Genomic DNA, 22,238 nt, shown 5'->3' with positions numbered 1-22,238 from the left:
AATATAAGCATGAATACAACGGTGCAAGTCATTTCGAATTTCCAACTGACTCTAGCTTTCATTCCAGTAGTGCTTGTCTTGCTGATGATGCTGCATTGGTCGCTCAAAGCGGGTTTTGCCGTTTATGCACTGATTCGCATGTTGATTCAGTTGTTACTGGTCGGATATGTGTTAACAACCGTATTTGCTGCTGAACAATCCTGGGTAGTGATGCTGGTGATGTTTATCATGGTGAGTGCAGCCAGCTGGATTGCATTAGGCACCGTTCAGGCTCAACGTCGACAGTTGTATCCGCTTGCTTTTCTTAGCATTTTGTTGGGCGGCGGGCTGACGCTGATGTTAGTAACACAGAGTGTGATCGGGCTAACGCCTTGGTTTGAGCCGCGATATATGATTCCATTAGCGGGGATGATCTTCGCTAATGCGATGAATAGTATCAGCTTGGCCGCAGAGCGTTTATCAGCTGAACTAGCTAGAAATATCGATTACCTGAGTGCAAGAAATGAAGCCTTTCAGGCGGCATTCATTCCTACGATTAATTCGATGTTGGCTGTGGGACTGGTGTCTTTACCAGGCATGATGACCGGACAAATTTTATCGGGCGTATCGCCAATTACTGCTGCCCATTATCAGATCGTAGTGATGTGTATGATTTTTGGTGGTTCAGGTTTGTCGATTGTGTTTTTCTTATGGCTTTTTAAAACACGCGTTAATTAAATTTCACTCGACAAGGCTTCCGTCGCACTTAACAGTTTTCCACTTTGAAATAGAAACTGCCAGCGCCGTCCGCCTTTTTGTTGCCACAACACGGCAGCACGAATACCTGTCAGAAGCAGAGCTCTTACCCGATTAATATTGTCTGGCTGTTGTAAAAATCCGGCATCACCATAGACTTGAATTCTTGGTTTTAACTCACTCAATGTCCGTTGATAGATATCGGCAAAACGAGCAATGACTTGTGGCGACATAATATCGCCGAAATAATCAATTTGTGCAGGCACTTGCTGAATTTCACGATCAATCAACGCCAGCATTTCCGGCTGCTTGGCTAATTGCCGTTCAAGGTGAAGAAGACTGATGACATAACGTAATAAGGTCACATCTTTTTTGTCTTTTTTCTTTGATAGCTGGGTATTAAGTGCGTCAATTCCTGTTCTTAATTGACTGACTGAACCATATACAGACTCTGTATCAGGTGCATTTTCTACCAGTAAGCTTTCCAGCATTACTTTCATATCAGCACTGTTTACCTGACCGGTTTCAGCGACTTGTTGAACTAATGAGGCGGCTTGAACAACAGCGGAAATGGCAATTGTCCGGTCACGTAAACGCGGGTTAAAACTCATGGATGAATACCGGGTGCATCAGTGGAGACGATGATACCGCCACCCAGGCAGTCATCATCCAGATAAAACACAACAGATTGACCAGGCGTTACTGCACGCTGTTTTTCGTCAAATTCAACATGGATATTACCGTTCTCATCCTGAGTAATGGTGCACGCTTGATCAGGTTGGCGATAGCGAGTTTTCGCTGCTGCTCGACATGGAAACTCAGGCGCATGACCGGCCACCCAAGACAGTTCTTCAGCGACCAGGTTTTGACTCCATAACCAGGGGTGATCACCCTGAACTACGTAAAGAATCTGATTATCCATATCTTTACCGGCGACGAACCAGGGCTCACCTGTACTGTCTTTACGCCCTCCAATGCCAAGCCCTTGACGTTGGCCTAATGTGTAATACATAAGACCAGCATGTTGACCCATTTTTTCACCTTCAGGTGTGCGCATTTCTCCGGGTTGTGCCGGTATGTAGCGGCTCAAAAATTCGCGAAAGTGGCGTTCACCAATAAAACAAATGCCTGTACTGTCTTTTTTATCGTGATTGATAAAACCGGCTTGTTCAGCGATACGTCTTACTTCTGTTTTGGGTAAATCACCCAATGGGAAGCGTGTCCGTGATAGCTGTTCCTGTCCCAAAGTATACAAAAAGTAGCTTTGATCCTTTTTATGATCCTGACCTTTTAGGAGATGGAATTGGCCATTTCGTTCTTCAACTCGTGCATAGTGGCCAGTGGCAATAATGTCACCGCCCAATTCAATCGCATGATCGAGAAAGGTTTTAAATTTGATTTCACGGTTACAAAGAATATCCGGGTTTGGGGTACGACCAGCGCGGTACTCATCGAGAAAATGTTTAAAAACATAATCCCAGTATTCCATGGCAAAGTTGGCTTCATGGAAGGGGATACCAACTGTTTCAGCTACAGAGCTGGCGTCTTTACGGTCTTCTTCAACGGTACATTCGCTTTCATCTGCAAAGTCAACCCAATTCTTCATGAACAGCCCTTCAACATGATCAAATTGCTGTTTTAGCAATAATGCAGCTACAGAAGAATCGACGCCGCCGGAAAGTCCGACGACTACTTTATTATCATTACTCATATTTAATTACGTAAAATATCCAGAGGATAGCGGTGGCCATCAATATAGTCTTGGAAACAATCGGTTACAAGTGTACTACGCAGATCCGCTTGTCTGCGACGTATCTCATCAAAAGATAACCAGAGTGCTTGATAAATATCATCATCCAGTGCTTGGTTTGGATCGTGATCGGTCACTGTTCCTGAAAAGCAGTAACGAATATACGTTTCCCCTTTACGTGGGTGAATCCAGCGATAAATCCCGACCAGTGATTGCGGATGAAACGTCCAGGCCGTTTCTTCCTTTGTCTCACGAATCACTGCGTCGATAAGACTTTCGTCTGGTTCGAGATGGCCGGCTGGCTGGTTTAAGGTCATTTTGCCGTTGATCTCCTCTTCGACCAGAAGGAATCGATCGTTCTGTTCGACTACGGCGGCAACTGTTGTTCGAGGCTTCCAAATCATCCCGCCATTTTATCACGTCATTGTCATTAACGGAGCACCATTGCCCCGGTTCTAGATCATTTAATTGCCATGGACCTATAGCCGCGCGGATAAGCCGAAGTGTCGGGTGGCCGATGGCAGCTGTCATCCGCCTTACCTGTCGGTTTCTGCCCTCAGTAATTTTGAGCTCCAGCCACTGCGTAGGAATGGCTTTTCGTTCACGGATAGGTGGTATTCTTTCCCATATATTGGGTGGTTCAATCAAGCGTATTTTTGCAGGTTTGGTCATCCCATCTTTCAGTTTTATGCCTGAAACCAACTGTTGCAGTGAAGTTGAATCAGGAATATTCTCCACCTGGACCCAATAGGTTTTTTCTAGTTTGAATTTAGGATTGGCTATCTGATGCTGTAGTTGACCATCGTTGGTCAATAAAACCAGTCCTTCACTATCCCGATCCAGCCGACCAGCAGGGTAAACATCGTCAATGTCGATATAGTCTTTTAACGTCTTTCGACCTGACTCGTCAGTAAATTGGGTGAGAACATCATAGGGTTTATTAAATAGGATCAGCTTCGTCATAATTAGTGTGTGAATGAGTTTAATGATAAAATACTCAACTTTTTTTATCGTAGAATGTATTGTTTAATGCACTTAGCGATGTAATGACAACGTCACGACATGTTTGTCTAACATCAATTGAACCTATTCTTGATGATAAAAAAATTAAGCTGATAATAGCTTTTATTAGTTAGCTAGGTATTGATACTATACCAGCGCAGACTAGTAAAAGCGGGTGGATTCTCATCTGAAATTATTAGCGAACAGCTATTTGTAGCGTCATACTTGAGTTGTATTGATGACAATAATGGCTGTTGATGTTTAAAACCAAGACAAACTGAACGTCAGATTGATTCGGTTGTATGGCGAGAACATCAATAAGTTGTAGTGATTATGCTGCAGCTGTAATCCAAAACATGTAAGTGAGGAATCTAAATGAAAGTTGCAGATAATACTGTTGTAGTAATCGACTATACCCTGACTGATAACGATGGCAGTGTCATCGATAGCTCGGAAGCAGCAGGTCCATTAGCTTACCTTCATGGTGCAGGTAATATTATTCCTGGTCTGGAAGATGCGCTGAATGGTAAAGAAGCGGGCGATGCAGTCAAAGCAAGCATTGAACCAGCAAAAGCGTATGGCGAAAGACATGAAGAGTTAAAGCAAGACGTACCTCGTGAATTATTCAGTGGTGTTGATGATGTTCAGGTTGGCATGCAGTTTCAATCTGAAACAGAGCAGGGACCAGTGCTTGTAACCGTTGTTGACATTAAAGATGACACAGTAACAGTTGACGGTAATCATCCGTTAGCAGGTGTTCACCTGAATTTTGATGTGACTGTTCGTGAAGTTCGTGAAGCCAGTGCTGAAGAACTTGAGCATGGCCATGTTCATGGTGAAGGTGGTCATCATCACTAAGAAGGATTTTTCCTTTTAGTGAATGACTATACTGTCTATGGAGAGACGGGCGTAAGCCCGTTTTTTCGTTTGGAATAGTGAATATGCAGGATTTAGAAACACTTAACCGTCTGTTTGGTAAAGAAGCTGAAGTCTGCTTTGTTGAAGGGCAATCAGGGATGCCCATCATTGAAGTAGCCACAAAAAAAGCTTCTGCGACGATAGCCCTATATGGCGGGCAAATATTGTCGTATAAATCAAATGGAATGGAACACGATCTTTTTTACTTAAGTGAAAAAGCCATTTATCAGCAAGGTAAAGCAATACGTGGTGGCGTACCCGTTTGTTGGCCATGGTTTGGTGAAGATCCCGGTAATTTAGGCCGCCAGGCACATGGTTTTGCCCGTAATTTATTATGGAATGTGCTGGACTGTCAGTTACATGATGACATAGTTGAAATTACCCTGGGTCTGGAATCGACAGCGACCAGTAAACAATGGTGGCCGAATGAATTTCGCCTACGTAAGAAAATTGTTATCGGTGAGCAGCTGGATATTTCTCTGACAACTGAAAACAGAGGCGAAATACCGTTTAGTATTTCAAAAGCCCTGCACACGTATTTTCAGGTCGGAGATATTTCGCAAACCAAGGTGGTGGGGTTAGATGGCCTGGATTATCTGGACAAAACATTAGACTTCTCTAAGCGTACTCAAGTGGGAGACATTACCCCATTTGCTGAAACAGATCGTGTTTATCTGGCATCTCCTGCACGTGTTCAGATCATTGACGAAGTTTTGAATCGACAAATTAATATTGAACAGCATGGGGCAGAAAATATCGTCGTATGGAATCCCTGGACGCGAGCCTCCTTACTGAATGATATGGATGCCACTGACTACCAGCAATTTATCTGTGTTGAAACGGCAAATGCCATAGCGAACAGCGTGATTATTGCGCCAGGAGCATCGCATCAAATGCAGGTGAAGTACAACGTGAGTTCGATTGCTTAGATGAACGAATAATCTAATGGAAGAGCTGATTAAAACAATATGGAGCAATGAAACGTGGTTATGGGCATTGGGCATCATCTCCGTACTCAGTTTTGTTGCTTCCTTAGTTTTTATTCCCTATCTGATTGTTAGGATGCCTGCAGATTATTTCTCAGCAGAAAAGAGACATAAAACGCCTTGGGCTGATCAACATATCATCATCAGAACAGTGCTGATCACCCTGAAAAATTGCCTGGGAATTGTTTTAGTCATTTTGGGCTTAGCCATGCTGGTATTACCCGGTCAGGGATTATTGACGTTATTTATCGGTCTTATATGCCTTAATTTTCCAGGAAAATATCGACTGGAAAAATGGTTAATCCAACAAAAAAATATTCGACGTTCTATTGACTGGCTACGTCAGAGAGCGGGCAGTGAACCTTTAAATTATGAGTGATTTATTGCCATTGCTGGCGAAGTTTATCGCGGTTTAATTGTAACCACTGAATAGCAATAAGTGGGATCGCGGATTTAATACGCCCACTTTCAACTAGCTTGCAAGCATCCTCAAAAGTAACAACGCTGACAGCGATATCCTCATCTTCTTCAGCAAGGCCATGAACACCACCCACTTCACTGGTATCTACTTTGCCACAGAATAAAGTAAGGCATTCCGAGGTGCCGCCGGGAGAGGTATAAAACTCGTTGACCTTCATCAGTTCTGTGACAACACAACCGGCTTCTTCCTGAGCTTCTCTGATGGCAACTTCTTCTGGAGTTTCATTTTCTTCAACCGCTCCAGCCACAATCTCAAGTAACCAGGCATCTTGTTGTTGTTCCGACAAGACTGCCCCAGCACGAAATTGTTCAATAATAACCACTTCATCACGGTGCGGATCATAAAGCAAAACGGCAACGCAGTCGCCGCGATGAAAGACCTCTCTTTCAACTACCTGACTCCAGCCACCATGATAAAGCGTATGTTGCAGTGTATATTTTTTTACGCTGAAGAAACCTTTATATACGGTCTTCTGGTTAAGCACTTTAAAAGACTTTTTAGTCATGGGTATTTACTGTGTCTGTTACGTCGTTAATGAATGCATGCTGATAATCCATGCCGGTGAGTCGGCGAAGGACCGCAGTAAACGTGGTGCCATCTTCGATATGTTCCAATTTTACTGGTAAATAGGAAAGGGAAGGAGCACACCATAGTGTTGTCTCACGATCATTATCTTTGTCACGGTGGCGGGTTAATTTAATCGCATCAATTTCGCCCAGCGGTGTTTTGATACGTTCCTGCCCTAATATACGGATTTGATAAGTTTTTAATTTGCCGCCATCCGCAATACGATAGTTGATGTGATCACCTTTATGCTTGGCTAAATCCCGCATCAGACTGATTTGATAAACGAGTTTATCCAAGGTATTGGGTTCAAGGTGAAGCTGCCAGGGATGTTCCTGATCATCAATCTGAACCATCATATCTGGCCAGTTAAACTTCATTTCCAGACGCTTTTCTTTTTTTCCGCCAGTTCGAAGGTAGCGATAGAACTGGGGTTGTACGGTATTATCGTGTATTTTCCATAAACTGGTTTCTTCAATGACATCCGGTTTAAAAAACGAAAATACGCCCTTGGCTTGCGAAACAGAACTGAAGTGTCTGATCCCAGTTTCATCTGTCTCAAGTGTACGTTTCAGCTCGCCTGCCTGAATACCATTTAACTTGACTGAATAATTGGCTGAAAAGTCCGGTATATCTGCCGCAATAGATACTTTTATAAGAATAAACAGCAAAAAAACACTGAACAATAGTCGCATTATTAGCCCTGTTTAACGTTCACCAGTTTTTGTATGGCAGCAGGATACAACTGATGTTCCTGTTCTAATACTCTTGCAGCAAGTGTTTGTGCTGAATCATCAGGCATAACCTTAACTTTAGCCTGCATAATGACCGGACCATCATCCAGTTCTGCAGTGACGAAATGCACACTGGCTCCATGTTCTTTTTCACCGGCATCAATAGCGCGTTGATGTGTATCAAGGCCTTTGAATTTCGGTAATAGAGAAGGGTGAATATTAATCAGTTTATTTTGATAATGCTCGACAAATTCAGCAGTAAGAATACGCATAAAGCCAGCTAAAATGACGTAATCTGGCTTAAATTCATCGATTTGCTGAGCTAATGCTCTGTCAAAACTGTCTCTGTCTGCAAAAGCCTTGTGATCAATAATTTTGGTAGGAATGGATTGGCTGCTGGCATATTCCAATCCCGCTGCATCTGGACGATTACTGATAACCGCAGCTACCGTAGCATCAAGTTGCTGATGATTAATCGCTTCGATAATAGAGCGCATATTGCTACCGCGGCCGGAGATTAAAATCACCAGCCGGGTTCTCGATTCATTCACACTCATGATTATTGAATTTCGACTAGTTCGTCAGACGCATTTGCTGTTTCAATTTGACCAATTAAACTGGCTTGTTCACCAGCACTGTTCAACACCGCTAAAGCTTCAGACACATCATTCTCTGCAACCACGATAACCATACCTATCCCATTATTGAATGTGCGATACATTTCTTTATCTGTAACGTTGCCATTTTCTTGCAGCCAGTCAAACACAGCAGGACGCTGCCAACTACTGGCATCAATGACTGCTTTCACACCTTCTGGCAGAACGCGTGGAATATTTTCAAGCAGGCCGCCACCAGTAATGTGTGATAACGCATGAATACTGACTTTTTCATTCAGTTGTAATAGTGATTTCACATAAATTTTTGTTGGCGCTAATAATTTTTCGCCCAATGTCGCCCCATCGAATTCAGAGCTTAATGATTGGCCACTACGTTCAAGAATTTTACGAATGAGAGAGTACCCATTTGAGTGTGGCCCAGAGGCTGCAAGACCGATTAATTTATCACCAGCAGCGACTTTTGAACCATCAATAACCGCTTCTTTTTCAACCACACCAACACAAAAACCAGCTAGATCATAATCGCCATCTTCATACATGCTTGGCATTTCAGCTGTTTCACCACCGACTAATGCGGCTCCTGCCTGCAAACAACCTTCAGCTATGCCAGATACCACAGACTCTGCAATATCGACATCCAGTTTTCCCGTTGCATAATAATCAAGGAAGAATAAAGGCTCTGCGCCCAATACAGCAATATCGTTGACACACATCGCCACAAGGTCAATGCCGATGGTATTGTGGATACCGGATTCGATCGCCAAGCGTAATTTAGTGCCCACGCCATCGGTGCCGGACACTAGAACAGGCTGTTTGTATTTGTCGACCGGAAGTTCGAAAAGACTACCAAAACCACCTAAACCAGCCATGACACCTGGTCGACGGGTTCTTGCTGCGTGAGGTTTAATGCGATCGACTAAGGCGTTGCCAGCTTCAATATCAACGCCGGCATCACGATAACTAAGAGAGGTGCGAGAAGAGTCCACGCTATCGGTCATAATGTATTCCTGAAAATGTTGTGCATCACATGCTTAAAACAGCGTGTTAGAATACCACAATGCACCGATTATTTTATGCCCTTATTTTGCTGTTTCTGAGTTTTAGTAGCTATGCTGCTGAGGTCAATAATCTTTATCAGGCGACAGCTCCTGTCACGACTCAACAGCAGAAAGAGCGCGATGCTCTGGCACCTGACTTGCTCAAGCAAGTGATTATCAAATTAGTCGGTAATGAAAATCAGGTTAACAACGCTGATATTGCTCCGGTACTTGCTAATGCCACGCAACTTGTTGAGCGTTATGAATACATTCGTAACAATATTGAAGCTGCAGATTTAACACAGCCTGATCAACTTTCATTGCGTTTGAGTTTTGATAAAAATGCCGTCAATGCGGTTATACGTCAGCTTGGTCTGCCTCGATGGGGGAAAGTCAGACCGGACGTGCTGGTCTGGTTAGCTACTGATATAGATGGCCAGCAAAGTTTGCAAGGTTTAGAAAATATTCCCCAAGACGTTTTTAAACCGTTACAACAAGCGGCTGATGAACGAGGCTTGCCCATTCTTATGCCGTTGATGGACCTGCAAGATCAGTCTGCTTTGAGTTTTGAGGACGTGTGGTCAGGTAACGATGATGCCATCAAGACCGCTTCTCAGCGTTATGGGGCGGATATCATTCTTGTTATCAAAATGACAATCCATAATGACACCACTCAGATTATCTGGCAGTCAGGCACGGGTGAAACGCGTCAACGCTGGACCTCAGAAGGCTTTATCAGCGCTTCGATAAATAAAGGCTTAGGTGTGTTAGTCGATAGTCTGGCTAGCGAGTATGCTCAGCATAACCAGGTATCTGATACGAATAAGACACTCTCTGTGCAGATTGATGAGGTTAATGACTACGCTGATTTTTCCAGAGTCATGGCCTATCTCAACCAAATCGACAGTATTGACAATATCCGGGTGAATAATTTGGGTATGAATATTCTCGATTTAGATATTAGCTATAGTGGTGACATGCAAGTTCTGCAACGTCTTTTGTCTGTTGGTGGCCTTTTATCAGAATTAACCGAACCTGAGGGCACGATAACGGATAAAAAATATTATCGGTTAACACATTGAGTTTACGTGATATTCCCAATCTGATTTCATTGTTACGTATTTTGCTGGTGATTCCAGTGGTATGGGCACTGGTTCACGAACGCTATGTATTAGCACTAATCGTATCAGCCATCGCAGGCATTTCAGACGGGATTGATGGTTTTCTCGCCAAACATTTTCACTGGCAATCACGTCTCGGCTCAATTCTTGACCCGATAGCTGACAAACTCTTGTTAGTGGCGAGTTTTGCTACTCTGGCCTGGATTGGTCTGCTTCCGATGTGGTTGCTTTGGTTAGTGCTTGCCCGGGATGTCATCATTGTGTGTGGTGGATTGGTCTATCATTACACCATTGGCGAATTTGAACTGCTACCGTTGTGGAGCAGTAAACTTAATACAGCATTACAAATTCTATTAGTGTTACTGGTGATCATTGAACAACAATGGCTGCCTGCTCTGCATTCTGTGGTGACCATGGGTATATGGGCCGTTGTGGCCAGTGTTTTATACAGTGGTTTTGAATATGTGATTATTTGGGGAAATAAAGCATGGAAGCAGAGAAAACAACCATAATGACGGATACCAATAAGTTTTTGCTTGTGGCCATCGTTGTTATAGCAGGTTGGTTATTATTTGAGCTGTCACCAGTATTGATGCCATTTTTTATTGCGACGCTTTTTGCCTACCTGGGGGATCCCCTGGTAGATAGACTGGAAAGCTGGAATTTATCCAGAACCATGTCAGTAAGTGTGGTATTTGCCGTTATTTTTATTGTGGTTGCTTTAATGTTATTAGTCATGCTGCCTTTACTCAGTGCTCAGGTAGCCAAATTGTTTAGTAATTTGCCTGATTATTTAACACAGACACAGAAACTGATAGAGCCGTGGTTGAACTCAGTGGGGTTACCAACCGATGTGTTTAACCTGCAGACAGTAAAACAGGCGTTGAGTAAATACTGGTCGGAGTTTGGGCAGGTTGCCGGAGGTGTTTTCAGCTATATGACACGCTCTGGCATGGTGTTAGTACAGTGGCTGGGGAATTTGCTTTTAATTCCGGTGCTTACTTTTTATTTATTGAGAGACTGGGATAGTTTAGTTGCCCGTTTCAGAGAGTTACTGCCAAGACGATATGCGAAAAAATTCATTGAAATGTCATTGGAATGTGATGACATGTTAGCTGGCTTTATGCGTGGTCAGTTGATGGTGATGTTCGCACTTGCGGTGATATATACCTTAGGGCTCAGTTTGATTGGCCTGGAATTAGCCTTATTACTGGGCGTAATTGCCGGGCTTGTCAGTTTTGTTCCATATCTTGGCTTAATCGTAGGCATTTTACTGGCTGGATTGGCCGCATTCTTTCAATTTGGTGACTGGCTACCGGTGCTGCAAGTGGCCATTGTATTTGCTGTCGCCCAAGCTATAGAAGGGATGGTGCTGACGCCTCGTTTTGTTGGTGAGCGTATTGGTTTGCATCCAGTGGCCGTTATTTTTGCTGTATTAGCCGGTGGGCAATTATTTGGCTTTACCGGTGTGTTACTTGCTTTGCCTGCCGCTTCGGTTGTCATGGTGTTGTTACGCCATGCGCATCAGCGTTATCTCGATAGTCATTTGTATTCTTAAATTAGTCACGCACACATGTCATTAGCTGAAACACAACTAACGCTTAGACTATCTCCTCAGGAGATATACAGGCTCGATAATTTCTTGTTTGCCAAACAAGAAACCAAACAAGCTCTACAAGCGTTTTGTCAGTTAGCTGAATTGGATTTCCTATACCTTGCGGGGGATAGTGGCACAGGTAAAACACATTTGCTGATAGCTTGTGCCGAAACGGTTCAGCAAATGGGTTACAGGGTCATTTATTTGTCGTTATCAGAACTTGTGAAAACGGCAGCGCCTGCAGCACTTCAGGCAATTGAACAAGCCGATTTACTCTGCCTGGATGATATCGATGCGATTGCTGGCTTACCCGAGTGGGAAGAAGCTGTTTTTCACTGTTTTAATCGCTTGCATGATGCAAAGGGGCGCCTGTTGGTGGCAGCACAACAGACCCCAGCGAATAGTTCAATTCAATTACCGGATTTGCGGTCAAGGCTGGCGACAGGGCTGGTTTATCAATTAGTGATGATGACAGATGAACAGAAACAGCAAGCCCTGGTATTACAGGCACAGTCACGTGGCTTAACGATAACAACTGAGGTGGCACAATATTTACTGCGTCATTATGGACGCGATATGCCTGCTCTGATGACCGTTTTACAGCAGTTAGATAAAGCTTCTTTACAGGCTAAACGAAAGTTAACCATACCGTTTATCCGGCAAGTTTTGGCGAATGGCTAGCCAACAACTGACGCTGATTCTGCCTGCTTTTTCGGTCGTCGTTGCCAATCCAATAAACCAGAGCTTTTTACCTCAATCATTAAAAATACTGATGAAAAGAGGGACGTTGATTGATTCTGAAGATCGTTTTTTTCAGCAACTATTATCATTATTTTCTGAAGAAACAAGATATTGGGACGACTTCCCCATGGCGAGGTTAAGAGGTGGAACGGAGTTCAGTCTGTGTGTAGATCCCTGTTATTTACAAGCTGACCGGGACCAACTGCTGCTATTTCATCATGGCCTGGATATCAGTATGGACGAAGCTGAACAACTTATCGCTTCGATTCAATATCTGTTTGATGATTTGGGCGCTTCATTAAGCATTAATACGGCGAATCAATGGCTGCTGAGCATGCCAATCGAACCTGATATTGAATTGACTTGTGTGGATAAGGTCGATCGTCGTGCAGTGACTGAATTTCTACCCAAAGGCGCTGATGCCCGCTTATGGATTCGTTTATGGAATGAGATTCAGATGGTGTTATTCGACTGTCCGGTGAATCAGGCAAGAGAAGCACAGGGTAAGGTACCGATTAATAGTGTCTGGTTCTGGGGGAAGGAAAAAATGCCTGATGAATGGCAGACCTGGTCACATGTTTCTGGTCAAGATGAAACATTGAAGCAATTGAGTCACTACAGTGGTTCTGAATGGCTGGAGAATATTGACCATTTTACTGATATTCAAGCAAAACACGCCCTGCATTTAGCCCATTTTGATCCGGATAAAGACTGGTCAGCACAAATCGAAGCGCTTGATAGCAACTGGTTAACGCCTATCTATAGGGCATTGAAAGGTCTTCAGTTGGATTCCGTGCATATCGTTATTCCTGAGTGGGGACGTTACCATTTAACCCCTGCATCTGCCTGGAAAATCTGGTTATGAGTATATTGCCCGACATTGTTGAACGCCCTCATGATGGCTGGGATAAGCTACCCGAGTCATGGCCGGAAAGTTTACGAAAAATTATGGCTGCACGCGGTATTACCGAAGTGGAGCAGTTGTATTTTGAACTGGCCGACTTACCAAGACCAGATCAGCTGCTTGGTATGCAGGCGGCGGTTGAATTATTAGCCACTGCTTTGAAAGAACAATGGAAAGTCACGATTGTTGCTGACTTTGATAGTGACGGTGCCACCAGTTGTGCGCTGGCTATACGTGGTTTGCAGTCAATGGGATTGAAGCAGGTTCATTATATTGTTCCTAATCGCTTTATCCATGGTTACGGCCTAACACCATCTTTACTCGATGATATTCCAGAGCTGGAACAGCCTGATTTACTGGTGACCGTAGATAATGGTATTGCCTCAATATCAGGGGTAAAAGCGGCACATCAACGAGGAATGAAAGTATTGGTGACTGATCATCACCTGGCTGGTGAGGAATTGCCGGAAGCGGATGCCATCGTGAATCCCAATCAAGCCGACGATCCCTTTCCCTATAAAAATCTGGCTGGTGTCGGTGTCTGTTTCTATGTGTTATTAGGCTTAAGGCAGCATTTAAGAACAACCGGCTGGTTTGAAAGCAGCTCTTTGCCTGAACCGAAAGTAGGGGATTGGCTCGATCTCGTCGCTTTAGGGACGGTAGCGGATGTGGTGCCACTGGATAAATTAAATCGTACATTGGTCAATCACGGATTGCAGCGTATTCGTCGCGGTAAAGGCTGTATCGGCATACAAGCACTGATTCGAATTGCGGGCAGAGAAAAAGAAAAACTAGTTTCTTCTGACTTAGGCTTTAGTATTGCCCCCAGATTGAATGCAGCTGGGCGTATGGAAGATATGGGGCTCGGCATTAACTTACTGCTGACAGATAATGCTGATCAGGCCCTTAGTATAGCGACACAGCTGGATAGCATTAATTTGGAACGACGCGCGGTAGAGCAAACAATGCAAGTGGATGCATTGAAGATGCTGGAACAGATTGATATTGATGACAATACCTTAAGAACCGGGTATTGCTTATTTAACGAAGATTGGCATCAGGGTGTGATTGGGCTGTTGGCCTCACGTATTAAAGAGAAAACATACCGTCCGGTTATTGCTTTTGCTCCCGGTAATGACGATGAAGTCAAAGGATCGGCGCGTTCTATTCCAGGCATACATATTCGTGATGTATTGGCCCGAGTAGCAGCTAAACATCCTAAATTGTTAGAACGTTTTGGTGGTCATGCTATGGCGGCTGGTTTAACAATAAAAAAAGCCGATTTAAGCGAATTTAATCGTGCATTTGAGTCGGCCTTGAATGAGATGGTGTCAGCCGAAACCTACTTACAACAACTACCTTCAGATGGTGAGTTAGCAGCAAGCGATTGCCAGTTGTCATTTGCAGAAATACTGTCTGAGGCAGCGCCTTGGGGCCAGGGTTTTGAGGAGCCCAGGTTTCATGGGGTGTTTAAAGTAAATCATTTTCGTTTAGTTGGACAGGAACAGAATCACCTGCGTTTACAGCTTGAGATGAATGGTAACAGGCAGGTGAATGCGATGGCTTTCGGTCAGGATAAACCGAGCTGGTTAGATGAAAACAGTCTAGTATTAGTGCGTTATAAATTATCTGTAAATGAGTTTCGCGGTCAGAAAACCTTACAGTTCCTGGTAGATGAATTAATGCCAGCCAATACAGATACGCATAACTGACCATCATTAGTTATATCAGGTAGATAAGTCATGCCCACTCATCAAATTGCTGTGTTTAGTGCTAAGTCATACGATGAACGCTTTTTATTGCAAGCGTCAGTGCCAGCGATTGAATTCATTTGTCATGAGGTCACACTGAATCCATCCACCGCGGTGATGGCAGAGGGCTTTGAAATTGTCAGTGCCTTTGTTAATGATGATTTGAGTCGGGAAACATTAGGCACACTAGCAGAAGGTGGCACACGACTGATTGCCTTACGCTGTGCGGGTTATAATCAGGTCGATCTGATTGCCGCGCATGAGTTGGGCATCAGCGTGGTTAACGTTCCGGCCTATTCGCCTTATGCTGTAGCTGAGCACACCATCGCTTTGATGCTGGCATTAAGTCGTAAAATTCCTCGTGCCTATAATCGTGTCCGTGATGGCAATTTCTCTCTGGATGGCTTACTCGGCTTTGATTTCTACCAAAAAAACGTAGGGATAGTCGGTGGTGGGAAAATTGGTTTATTAGTGGCGGAAAGAATGCGGGCGTTTGGGTGTGAGGTGCTTGTTTATGAGCCTGTTAACTCGCAACACTGCGTAAAGCAAGGATTTCAAGCTATTGATTTAACAACGCTTATTCAACAATCCGATATTATCAGTCTGCATTGCCCGTTAAATAGTGACACGCGTTACCTGGTTAATCATGACAGCATTGCCAGCATGAAACCGGGAGTGATGTTAATTAACACCAGTCGCGGTGCGTTAATGGATACCCGAGCGCTATTAGACGGACTGAAATCCAAACAAATCGGCTATCTCGGCATTGATGTCTATGAACAGGAAGGCAGTTTGTTTTTTGAAGATCATTCACTTGATATTATTCAGGATGATTTATTTCAACGTCTGTTAACCTTTCCAAATGTATTAGTGACCGGGCATCAGGCCTATTTCACCCAGGAAGCTGTTCAACATATTGCTGAAACCACAGTAAGTAATGTGCTGGCTTATCTTAATGGTGAACGTTTAAGTAATAGAGTGGGCATGTGACGGCAGTAACAACATTATTTGAGCGCATCGAAGCGGCGATGCCTGATTTTAAGGCGCGCCCACAACAGGTGCAAATGAGTGAGTTCATTGCTCAAGCCATGTCAAAACCACCGCAAAAACGGGTGGCTGTCGTCGAAGCACCGACTGGGGTGGGTAAAACGCTGGCTTATCTGACCGGCACTATTCAAACAGCCCTGCTACAAAAGAAAACACTGGTGATCAGTACTGCCACGGTCAACTTACAACAACAGCTTATTCAAAAGGATTTACCTCAGTTTTCAGCGACACTCGAAGAACCTATCCGTTTTGTTCAGGTAAAAGGGCGTCGTCGTTATGTCTGCCCCAGTAAGCTCAATCAGGTAGCTACCACACCGGAACAGCAGTCGCTCAATATTGATGTGGATGAAAAGTATCAACAGGTGCTGCATACGGCGCAAGCTAAGCAGTTACTGAGTGACTGGGACGAAGAACGCTGGGATGGTGATCGCGATAGTCGCCGTGACAAAATAGACGCTGAACTCTGGCATCAGGTTTCCACCGATTCGGAAGGCTGTGCCGGGAAAAGCTGTTCCTTCTACTTACGTTGTCCATACTATAAGTTACGGCGGGAAATGACGGCGGCGCAGGTGGTGGTCGCCAATCATGATCTGATACTGAGTGATGCAGACTTAGGTGGTGGTTTGGTATTACCGAACCCGGAAGAAATTCTTTTTGTGTTTGATGAAGCGCATAACCTGCCACGAAAAGCGCTGGATCATGCGGCTAAAGCATTAAATTTTATTCAGCTTTACCAAACCACAGAAACAGCGGACAGTGTACTGAAAAAGATACCGTCCACATTGGCATACAGACAACATGATTTTGGCTATATGCTGTCGGAACTAAGACGTGACTTACCGGCGGTAATGAGTCATTTACAACAGATTGAAACCATTTTGCACAGTGATGGTGTTGTGCAGGACTTATTGGAAAAGCATATCAGTGAGCCACGTATTTTCTGGAATAGCCCGTTAGTCAATGCTCTATTAATCCCGTGCCAGGGGTTATTACAGCGCGCTAATTCGATTTATAAACATTATTCTGTACTGGCCAAATGGATTAAGGAAGGGCTGGAAAAAACACAGCTTCCGAATAAAGTTGGGGAAGCCTTATTACCGCAAGTGGGTACGGTTCAGAATATTTTTGGCTACCTCATCGACTTTATGGCTTTGTTTCTAGAGCCTGACCAGGAGGATCGACCCCCTAATGTACGTTGGATATCCGTAGAAACATTTGCAAAGCAGCAAACACTGGTTGTTCATGCCGGTCCGATGACGGCTGCGTATTTCCTGGATCGCAGTTTATGGTCAAGAGCCTATGGTGTTGTTCTCACCTCAGCGACACTTCGTGGTTTGGGGTTATTCCATCGTTTCAGATTGGATTGTGGTTTACATCGCTTTGATGAACAGCACTTTTTAGCCGTGCCTTCACCGTTTAACTATCAAAAGCAAGCCACACTACATATTCCGGATATGCGTTTCCTACCCAATGAGCAACAGCAGCAATGGCAGCAGGAAGTTGTTAAAAAACTCATCGATATTATTGACGTCACTGAAGCCACTTTAGTGTTATTTACCTCAAAGCTGGTAATGGAAGCGGTATACCGACAATGTCCCGCCGCGATTACGGCCATAACGATGGTGCAGGGTGACAACCTCTCTCCTAAAAATATGGTGCATCGTCATATTCGACAGATTGAGTCAGGCAAAGGCAGTATTATTTTCGGCTTGGACCGCTTCGCTGAAGGTGTGGATCTGCCGGGTCATTTATGTACCCATGTGGTGATTACAAAATTACCTTTTCCAGTATTCACCAGACCGATTGAACAGGCAAAACAAGAGTGGATTATTCGTAAAGGTGGCCAGCCTTTTACTGCGCTTTCCTTGCCCGCGGTTAGCGTAAAACTGATACAAGCGTGTGGCAGGTTGCTAAGAAAGGAAACGGACTCGGGAAGAATTACTATTCTTGATAAACGTTTATTAACAAAGGGTTATGGTAAACAATTGCTTGCCCATTTACCTGATTATCAGCTTGAGCAGTCATAATCGGCAACGCCACAGGTCACAACATCCTCGTTCAGCAGGAAGCGCTTCCTTAATCAAAAGGATTTAATGTAGCAGCGATTGGGAGGTTCTGCTGCATCTATTCCGTCTTCATTACTCTATTCTATTTCCTAAGCTAAATAGTCCCTGAGCTACTGATTTTTAATTTAACCTGAGGAAGGAATCTGACCATGAAAAAAACAACATTTGCTGCTTTAACTGCATTGAGTCTTGTTGTTGCACCTGCATTTGCTGATATTGAAAACAGAACGTTTTCTGAGCAATTACAGTTACAAAAAACACAACTGCGTCCACATGCGTTTAACTTCTTTTCTGATCGCTACCTGCAAGTACAAGCGATGAAAAAACCGGTTACTTTAAGCTTTAAAGAGCAATTAGATAGCCAAAAAACATTACTGCGCACGCAACAGTTTAATCCAATCAGTGATGCTTATTTACAGACGCATGCTCGTCAGTCATAAGCCTTATTAATAGGTTGAAATAAAAAACCCGGCTAAAGCCGGGTTTTTTTATGTCTTATTCAGTGCGGCTAGTCACTTCTAATAAGTGATAACCAAACTGTGTTTTTACTGGTCCCTGAACGGTGTTAACGGGAGCAGAAAAAACCACTTTATCAAATTCAGGCACCATCATACCTGGGCCAAATTCGCCTAAATCACCGCCTGAACGGCCAGATGGGCATGAAGAGTGTTCTTTAGCAATGTCAGCAAAATCGGCACCTTGTTCGATTTCACGTTTAAGTTCTAAACAGATTTCTTCACTATCTACCAGGATATGTCTTGCTGTTGCTTTAGCCATGTTCACTCTCTATTTTGATAAAAAGCGACAGTATATCAGTTTCAGGCAAACTTACGCAGACGACTCAGTAAGGCCTGAGCAGTGACTTCTGAGGACTGTGGGTTTTGTCCAGTGATTAATAAACCATCCTCACAGCAGAATGGGGCCCAGTCGTCCGCTTTATGATAATAACCACCGGCATTTTTTAATTCGTCTTCCAGTAAAAACGGGACGACATCGGTAAGGCCTACGGCGTCTTCTTCTGAGTTTGAGAAACCGGTTACCGACAGATTCTTAACAAGTGGTTCGTCGGTGAGTGTTTTTACATTGAGTAATACGGCTGGGGCATGGCAGACTGCTGCCACGGGTTTATCCTGGAAGATAAATTGTTGAATCAATTCAATCGACTTCTCTGACACACTGAGATCCCACAATGGGCCATGACCACCGGGATAAAACACCGCATCATAATCATCAGCACGGACAGTATCGAGAACCAATGTATTAGCCAGTTCATCTTGTGCTTCTTTGTCTTGTTTAAAGCGTTTTGTTGATTCTGTCTGTGAATCTGGATCGTCACTTTTTGGATCTAATGGCGGTTGACCACCTTTAGGACTAGCCAAAGTGATATCAACGCCAGCGTCTTTGAATACATAATAGGGCGAGGCAAACTCTTCTAACCAAAAGCCGGTTTTTTTACCTGTATTTCCTAAACTATCGTGAGATGTCAAAATCATTAAAATTCGCATGTTTCTCCCTTTTTTTGTCAGTATTGATGGGGCATGAATGGGTATCTACCACTAACATATGGCTAGCACCTTTCTGGAATTGATAATCAACAGGCTGCTGCTGCAGATTATAACCCCTTTGCGTTAATGCTTTGCTTATCAAGCCTAGATGAGGAGAGGGGGTATTGTCCAACCCAATCAACGGATACACTCTGACTTGTCTGGCGACTCGACACAACTCAAGCATGGCATGCAGGTGAAACTCAAGGTCATAATGCTCGCTGTACAAAAACAAAAAGTGTGAGCATAAAGCTAAATCAAATTGCTTATCCTCAAAGGGCAGTTGAGGTAGTTGCGCATTAATATAAAACGACGCGCTGGTTGGCAACGCATAATCTGCTAAAAATAACTGCATTGCCCTCATGCGCTGTTGATATAAGTCATCAGCATCAGAGAAATCCTGCCAGATAAACTGATGTTGATGCTCACGGACCTGAGCGATCACATCCGGCCCTAGCTGTTCGATTCGCTGCCGGATCTGTTCAGCATTGAATTGATAGATAGGGTCTACTGATGTGACATTTGCACCTTTTTGTCTGGCTTCGACATTAAAACTCGCCGGTCCATCACCACAGCCTAAAATAGATTGTTGAAAGTCATCATCACTGAGCAGAAACATTCGTTGATATTCCAGCAGATTACGCCCCCACGGTACGACCTTCTCTAATTTCATTCTTTACTTAATCAGTATGGCGTTTAGATTGCTGTTGATACGATGGGTTTCCATTCATTCTAATTGGTGAAGAAAACTGGAAATCCATCAACATTCTGGCGTTTATTCAGAGATAATCAGGGTAATATCTTCAAAGCCAATTTCATCTCCACCGACAATTTTTCTGCGCTTCCGTGTTTCCAGTTCGCCATTTACAGAAACCAGACCTTGCTCAATAAAGAGTTTAGCTTCTGCACCGCTGGCTGCGATACCTTCGAATTTAAGTACTTTATATAGCTCAACCGGTGTACTGGTGAGTTCGACTTCGATTGTTTGAGACATGATGAACTCTCATAAAAAAGACTCATGATAAAGCCTATCTGTGACAGTGTGATAACGATTTCTTAATAAAACATGTCAAAACTATTCAAGAGTGTGAATCAGGTCGCGCACTATTAATCTATCTTCTTTTATATTGTGCTAATTACACGGAGTGTTTATAGATGAAACTACTGGTTAATTTCATACAAATTCTGATTATCGGCGTCATCGTTTATCCCATTTATTATGTATGGGAAACACAGCATATTGATAATTTTTGCAGAGAAATTACACCAGGAATGTCTGATAAGAAACTGATTGAATTAGTTAAAGAGTATCATGTCACTTTAATTGGCCTTGATGAGAACGAGGCCGAGAAAGGTAAGTGGCTGGCACAAGTTAAAGCGAAATCATCGTTTTCAGATTATCGCTGTGAGATTGGTGGAATAGCGAATAAAGTGGCTCATGCCAGCATAATGGAAGAAAAATAGACACCCTATCTGTTCGATAGGGTGTCTATTAATCATGTTATGCGCCGACGTAATTAATCAGAATACCTGCGGCGACAGCTGAGCCGATAACACCGGCAACATTCGGTCCCATCGCATGCATTAACAGGAAGTTATGTGGATCAGATTCTAAGCCAAGCTTATTGGATACGCGTGCGGCCATAGGCACAGCTGATACGCCCGCAGAGCCAATCAGTGGGTTAATCGGTTCCTTGATCAATTTGTTCAGCACTTTAGCCATGATGACACCCGATGCCGTGCCGATAGCAAATGCCGCCATACCTAGTACCAAGATACCTAGCGTCTGCAAATCAAGGAATTTATCTGCACTCAGCTTTGAACCTACGGCTAAGCCTAAAAAGATGGTTACTGTATTAATCAGCGAATTCTGAGTGGTGTTGCTTAAACGATCTACCACAGCACACTCTTTCATTAGATTACCAAAACAGAACATACCGAGTAATGGTGCTGCATCAGGCAATAAAAACGCGACAAGGATAAGTAACACTAGCGGAAAGACAATTTTTTCTCGTTGTGAGACATGACGTTGTTGCACCATTTTGATTTTACGTTCTGATTCGGTAGTCAGTGCACGCATAATCGGTGGCTGAATTAATGGCACCAAAGCCATGTACGAGTATGAGGCTACCGCAATGGCGCCGAGTAAATCCGGAGCAAGTTTACTGGCAACATAAATAGATGTTGGTCCATCTGCACCGCCGATAATGCCTATGGCGGCGGCATCAGCCAGACTAAAGTCAAAAATGCCAAAGTGAGCTAACACAACGGCACCCATTAAGGTAGCAAAGATACCGAACTGGGCAGCAGCCCCCAGAAACAGTGTTTTAGGATTGGCTAACAAAGGACCAAAGTCAGTCATTGCGCCTACCCCCATAAAGATGATGAGAGGAAAGGCGCCGCTTTCAATACCGACCGCATAGAAAATGTGCAGGATACCATTACCTTCGGCGAGACCAGCACCGGGAATATTGGCCAATACACCACCAAAACCAATGGGCACCAACAGTAAAGGTTCGAAGTTTTTCTTGATAGCCAGATACAGCAATAACATGCCAATCAGAATCATGACACCTTGGCCAGGTGTCATTTGGTTTATGCCTGTTACTTGCCAGAGATGAAGTAGTTTATCCATGAATTCCC

Annotated in this window: 27 protein-coding genes; 14 read left to right on the top strand and 13 right to left on the bottom strand. The window is 43.8% G+C overall.

The genetic code is table 11. The annotated features are described in order from the left end of the window. The first annotated feature begins 9 nt into the window (after window positions 1–9). Entirely contained in the window at window positions 10–717 is a 708-nt protein-coding gene (locus QQL60_RS06395; RefSeq protein ID WP_284722791.1) for an ABC transporter permease, read from the top strand. Here the strand turns inward: QQL60_RS06395 and hflD are convergent. From hflD to QQL60_RS06375, 4 genes are read right to left on the bottom strand one after another with little or no spacing between them, the layout of a single operon-like run. After that, window positions 714–1,346 (bottom strand): high frequency lysogenization protein HflD, encoded by a 633-nt coding sequence (gene hflD, locus QQL60_RS06390; protein ID WP_284722790.1) that lies wholly within the window; start codon window positions 1,344–1,346, stop codon window positions 714–716. The genes QQL60_RS06395 and hflD overlap by 4 nt on opposite strands. Then, a complete protein-coding gene (gene mnmA, locus QQL60_RS06385; RefSeq protein ID WP_284722789.1) occupies window positions 1,343–2,446 on the bottom strand; it encodes a tRNA 2-thiouridine(34) synthase MnmA in 1,104 nt (367 codons plus the stop codon). The genes hflD and mnmA overlap by 4 nt, the downstream gene beginning before the upstream one ends. A 2-nt stretch (window positions 2,447–2,448) precedes the next feature. Next, the gene (locus QQL60_RS06380; RefSeq protein WP_284722900.1) at window positions 2,449–2,829 is read right to left on the bottom strand and encodes an NUDIX hydrolase; all 381 of its coding nucleotides are present in this window, start codon (window positions 2,827–2,829) and stop codon (window positions 2,449–2,451) included. After that, entirely contained in the window at window positions 2,735–3,448 is a 714-nt protein-coding gene (locus QQL60_RS06375) for a pseudouridine synthase (RefSeq protein ID WP_284722788.1), read from the bottom strand. The genes QQL60_RS06380 and QQL60_RS06375 overlap by 95 nt, the downstream gene beginning before the upstream one ends. 414 nt (window positions 3,449–3,862) lie before the next feature. On the opposite strand from QQL60_RS06375, the gene slyD reads away from it, so the two are divergent. The 3 genes from slyD (at window position 3,863) to QQL60_RS06360 (ending at window position 5,770) form a co-directional block, all read left to right on the top strand. Then, complete coding sequence (gene slyD, locus QQL60_RS06370; RefSeq protein WP_007144914.1) at window positions 3,863–4,345, top strand: peptidylprolyl isomerase; 483 nt, start codon at window positions 3,863–3,865, stop codon at window positions 4,343–4,345. A gap of 83 nt (window positions 4,346–4,428) precedes the next feature. After that, window positions 4,429–5,334: a D-hexose-6-phosphate mutarotase gene (locus QQL60_RS06365; protein WP_284722787.1), complete on the top strand. Its 906-nt coding sequence runs from the start codon at window positions 4,429–4,431 to the stop codon at window positions 5,332–5,334. Between the two features lie 16 nt (window positions 5,335–5,350). Beyond that, window positions 5,351–5,770, top strand: a complete 420-nt coding sequence (locus tag QQL60_RS06360) for a PGPGW domain-containing protein (protein WP_284722786.1) — start codon at window positions 5,351–5,353, stop codon at window positions 5,768–5,770. A 1-nt stretch (window position 5,771) separates the two neighbouring features. On the opposite strand, the gene QQL60_RS06355 is transcribed toward QQL60_RS06360, so the two are convergent. From QQL60_RS06355 to purM, 4 genes are read right to left on the bottom strand one after another with little or no spacing between them, the layout of a single operon-like run. Beyond that, complete coding sequence (locus tag QQL60_RS06355; RefSeq protein ID WP_284722785.1) at window positions 5,772–6,377, bottom strand: NUDIX domain-containing protein; 606 nt, start codon at window positions 6,375–6,377, stop codon at window positions 5,772–5,774. Next, window positions 6,370–7,131: a DUF3108 domain-containing protein gene (locus tag QQL60_RS06350; RefSeq protein WP_284722784.1), complete on the bottom strand. Its 762-nt coding sequence runs from the start codon at window positions 7,129–7,131 to the stop codon at window positions 6,370–6,372. Before QQL60_RS06350 ends, QQL60_RS06355 begins: the two co-directional genes overlap by 8 nt. Window positions 7,132–7,133: 2 nt before the next feature. Next, entirely contained in the window at window positions 7,134–7,727 is a 594-nt protein-coding gene (purN, locus tag QQL60_RS06345; protein WP_284722783.1) for a phosphoribosylglycinamide formyltransferase, read from the bottom strand. A gap of 2 nt (window positions 7,728–7,729) precedes the next feature. Next, the gene (gene purM, locus QQL60_RS06340; protein ID WP_284722782.1) at window positions 7,730–8,785 is read right to left on the bottom strand and encodes a phosphoribosylformylglycinamidine cyclo-ligase; all 1,056 of its coding nucleotides are present in this window, start codon (window positions 8,783–8,785) and stop codon (window positions 7,730–7,732) included. Between the two features lie 59 nt (window positions 8,786–8,844). On the opposite strand from purM, the gene QQL60_RS06335 reads away from it, so the two are divergent. The 9 genes from QQL60_RS06335 (at window position 8,845) to QQL60_RS06295 (ending at window position 18,491) form a co-directional block, all read left to right on the top strand. Beyond that, complete coding sequence (locus QQL60_RS06335) at window positions 8,845–9,906, top strand: DUF2066 domain-containing protein (RefSeq protein WP_284722781.1); 1,062 nt, start codon at window positions 8,845–8,847, stop codon at window positions 9,904–9,906. Further along, window positions 9,903–10,457 carry a CDP-alcohol phosphatidyltransferase family protein gene (locus QQL60_RS06330; protein WP_007144922.1) on the top strand — a complete coding sequence of 185 codons (555 nt, stop codon included), beginning with the start codon at window positions 9,903–9,905 and terminating at the stop codon, window positions 10,455–10,457. The genes QQL60_RS06335 and QQL60_RS06330 overlap by 4 nt, the downstream gene beginning before the upstream one ends. Next, window positions 10,433–11,503 carry an AI-2E family transporter gene (locus QQL60_RS06325; RefSeq protein ID WP_273180608.1) on the top strand — a complete coding sequence of 357 codons (1,071 nt, stop codon included), beginning with the start codon at window positions 10,433–10,435 and terminating at the stop codon, window positions 11,501–11,503. The genes QQL60_RS06330 and QQL60_RS06325 overlap by 25 nt, the downstream gene beginning before the upstream one ends. 15 nt (window positions 11,504–11,518) lie before the next feature. Then, complete coding sequence (gene hda, locus QQL60_RS06320) at window positions 11,519–12,223, top strand: DnaA regulatory inactivator Hda (RefSeq protein WP_284722780.1); 705 nt, start codon at window positions 11,519–11,521, stop codon at window positions 12,221–12,223. Then, on the top strand, window positions 12,216–13,148 hold the full coding sequence (locus QQL60_RS06315; protein WP_284722779.1) for a hypothetical protein: 933 nt from the start codon (window positions 12,216–12,218) through the stop codon (window positions 13,146–13,148). The genes hda and QQL60_RS06315 overlap by 8 nt, the downstream gene beginning before the upstream one ends. Next, window positions 13,145–14,899, top strand: a complete 1,755-nt coding sequence (recJ, locus tag QQL60_RS06310) for a single-stranded-DNA-specific exonuclease RecJ (RefSeq protein ID WP_284722778.1) — start codon at window positions 13,145–13,147, stop codon at window positions 14,897–14,899. Before QQL60_RS06315 ends, recJ begins: the two co-directional genes overlap by 4 nt. A 30-nt stretch (window positions 14,900–14,929) precedes the next feature. After that, the gene (locus tag QQL60_RS06305) at window positions 14,930–15,928 is read left to right on the top strand and encodes a 2-hydroxyacid dehydrogenase (protein WP_284722777.1); all 999 of its coding nucleotides are present in this window, start codon (window positions 14,930–14,932) and stop codon (window positions 15,926–15,928) included. Next, window positions 15,925–18,012: an ATP-dependent DNA helicase DinG gene (dinG, locus tag QQL60_RS06300; RefSeq protein ID WP_284722776.1), complete on the top strand. Its 2,088-nt coding sequence runs from the start codon at window positions 15,925–15,927 to the stop codon at window positions 18,010–18,012. Before QQL60_RS06305 ends, dinG begins: the two co-directional genes overlap by 4 nt. Before the next feature lie 188 nt (window positions 18,013–18,200). After that, window positions 18,201–18,491, top strand: a complete 291-nt coding sequence (locus QQL60_RS06295) for a hypothetical protein (protein WP_284451263.1) — start codon at window positions 18,201–18,203, stop codon at window positions 18,489–18,491. Between the two features lie 55 nt (window positions 18,492–18,546). Here the strand turns inward: QQL60_RS06295 and QQL60_RS06290 are convergent, their stop codons facing one another. From QQL60_RS06290 to QQL60_RS06275, 4 genes are all read right to left on the bottom strand, one after another. Then, window positions 18,547–18,828: a peptidylprolyl isomerase gene (locus tag QQL60_RS06290; RefSeq protein ID WP_007144930.1), complete on the bottom strand. Its 282-nt coding sequence runs from the start codon at window positions 18,826–18,828 to the stop codon at window positions 18,547–18,549. A 41-nt stretch (window positions 18,829–18,869) separates the two neighbouring features. Next, window positions 18,870–19,544, bottom strand: a complete 675-nt coding sequence (locus QQL60_RS06285; RefSeq protein WP_431356891.1) for a type 1 glutamine amidotransferase domain-containing protein — start codon at window positions 19,542–19,544, stop codon at window positions 18,870–18,872. After that, a complete protein-coding gene (locus tag QQL60_RS06280; RefSeq protein WP_284722774.1) occupies window positions 19,522–20,268 on the bottom strand; it encodes a class I SAM-dependent methyltransferase in 747 nt (248 codons plus the stop codon). Before QQL60_RS06280 ends, QQL60_RS06285 begins: the two co-directional genes overlap by 23 nt. A gap of 102 nt (window positions 20,269–20,370) precedes the next feature. Further along, the gene (locus tag QQL60_RS06275) at window positions 20,371–20,589 is read right to left on the bottom strand and encodes an RNA-binding S4 domain-containing protein (RefSeq protein ID WP_007144933.1); all 219 of its coding nucleotides are present in this window, start codon (window positions 20,587–20,589) and stop codon (window positions 20,371–20,373) included. Window positions 20,590–20,750: 161 nt separating this feature from the next. On the opposite strand from QQL60_RS06275, the gene QQL60_RS06270 reads away from it, so the two are divergent. Further along, on the top strand, window positions 20,751–21,059 hold the full coding sequence (locus QQL60_RS06270; RefSeq protein ID WP_284722773.1) for a hypothetical protein: 309 nt from the start codon (window positions 20,751–20,753) through the stop codon (window positions 21,057–21,059). 37 nt (window positions 21,060–21,096) lie between these two features. Here the strand turns inward: QQL60_RS06270 and QQL60_RS06265 are convergent, their stop codons facing one another. Continuing rightward, on the bottom strand, window positions 21,097–22,230 hold the full coding sequence (locus QQL60_RS06265; RefSeq protein WP_007144935.1) for a sodium ion-translocating decarboxylase subunit beta: 1,134 nt from the start codon (window positions 22,228–22,230) through the stop codon (window positions 21,097–21,099). Window positions 22,231–22,238 lie beyond the last annotated feature (8 nt).

This window comes from Methylophaga thalassica (assembly GCF_030159795.1).
Taxonomy (GTDB): Bacteria; Pseudomonadota; Gammaproteobacteria; order Nitrosococcales; family Methylophagaceae; genus Methylophaga; species Methylophaga thalassica.
The sequence above is the reverse complement of the archived record's forward strand: the minus strand, read 5'-3'. Positions and strand labels throughout refer to the sequence as shown.

Excerpts from the sequence above, each read along its gene's own strand:
- QQL60_RS06395 (WP_284722791.1), top strand. The coding sequence starts at position 10 with ATGAATACAACGGTGCAAGTCATTTCGAATTTCCAACTGACTCTAGCT.
- hflD (WP_284722790.1), bottom strand. The coding sequence starts at position 1,346 with ATGAGTTTTAACCCGCGTTTACGTGACCGGACAATTGCCATTTCCGCT.
- mnmA (WP_284722789.1), bottom strand. The coding sequence starts at position 2,446 with ATGAGTAATGATAATAAAGTAGTCGTCGGACTTTCCGGCGGCGTCGAT.
- QQL60_RS06375 (WP_284722788.1), bottom strand. The coding sequence starts at position 3,448 with ATGACGAAGCTGATCCTATTTAATAAACCCTATGATGTTCTCACCCAA.
- slyD (WP_007144914.1), top strand. The coding sequence starts at position 3,863 with ATGAAAGTTGCAGATAATACTGTTGTAGTAATCGACTATACCCTGACT.
- QQL60_RS06365 (WP_284722787.1), top strand. The coding sequence starts at position 4,429 with ATGCAGGATTTAGAAACACTTAACCGTCTGTTTGGTAAAGAAGCTGAA.
- QQL60_RS06360 (WP_284722786.1), top strand. The coding sequence starts at position 5,351 with ATGGAAGAGCTGATTAAAACAATATGGAGCAATGAAACGTGGTTATGG.
- QQL60_RS06355 (WP_284722785.1), bottom strand. The coding sequence starts at position 6,377 with ATGACTAAAAAGTCTTTTAAAGTGCTTAACCAGAAGACCGTATATAAA.
- QQL60_RS06350 (WP_284722784.1), bottom strand. The coding sequence starts at position 7,131 with ATGCGACTATTGTTCAGTGTTTTTTTGCTGTTTATTCTTATAAAAGTA.
- purN (WP_284722783.1), bottom strand. The coding sequence starts at position 7,727 with ATGAGTGTGAATGAATCGAGAACCCGGCTGGTGATTTTAATCTCCGGC.
- purM (WP_284722782.1), bottom strand. The coding sequence starts at position 8,785 with ATGACCGATAGCGTGGACTCTTCTCGCACCTCTCTTAGTTATCGTGAT.
- QQL60_RS06335 (WP_284722781.1), top strand. The coding sequence starts at position 8,845 with ATGCACCGATTATTTTATGCCCTTATTTTGCTGTTTCTGAGTTTTAGT.
- QQL60_RS06325 (WP_273180608.1), top strand. The coding sequence starts at position 10,433 with ATGGAAGCAGAGAAAACAACCATAATGACGGATACCAATAAGTTTTTG.
- hda (WP_284722780.1), top strand. The coding sequence starts at position 11,519 with ATGTCATTAGCTGAAACACAACTAACGCTTAGACTATCTCCTCAGGAG.
- QQL60_RS06315 (WP_284722779.1), top strand. The coding sequence starts at position 12,216 with ATGGCTAGCCAACAACTGACGCTGATTCTGCCTGCTTTTTCGGTCGTC.
- recJ (WP_284722778.1), top strand. The coding sequence starts at position 13,145 with ATGAGTATATTGCCCGACATTGTTGAACGCCCTCATGATGGCTGGGAT.
- QQL60_RS06305 (WP_284722777.1), top strand. The coding sequence starts at position 14,930 with ATGCCCACTCATCAAATTGCTGTGTTTAGTGCTAAGTCATACGATGAA.
- QQL60_RS06295 (WP_284451263.1), top strand. The coding sequence starts at position 18,201 with ATGAAAAAAACAACATTTGCTGCTTTAACTGCATTGAGTCTTGTTGTT.
- QQL60_RS06290 (WP_007144930.1), bottom strand. The coding sequence starts at position 18,828 with ATGGCTAAAGCAACAGCAAGACATATCCTGGTAGATAGTGAAGAAATC.
- QQL60_RS06285 (WP_431356891.1), bottom strand. The coding sequence starts at position 19,544 with ATGATTTTGACATCTCACGATAGTTTAGGAAATACAGGTAAAAAAACC.
- QQL60_RS06280 (WP_284722774.1), bottom strand. The coding sequence starts at position 20,268 with ATGAAATTAGAGAAGGTCGTACCGTGGGGGCGTAATCTGCTGGAATAT.
- QQL60_RS06275 (WP_007144933.1), bottom strand. The coding sequence starts at position 20,589 with ATGTCTCAAACAATCGAAGTCGAACTCACCAGTACACCGGTTGAGCTA.
- QQL60_RS06270 (WP_284722773.1), top strand. The coding sequence starts at position 20,751 with ATGAAACTACTGGTTAATTTCATACAAATTCTGATTATCGGCGTCATC.
- QQL60_RS06265 (WP_007144935.1), bottom strand. The coding sequence starts at position 22,230 with ATGGATAAACTACTTCATCTCTGGCAAGTAACAGGCATAAACCAAATG.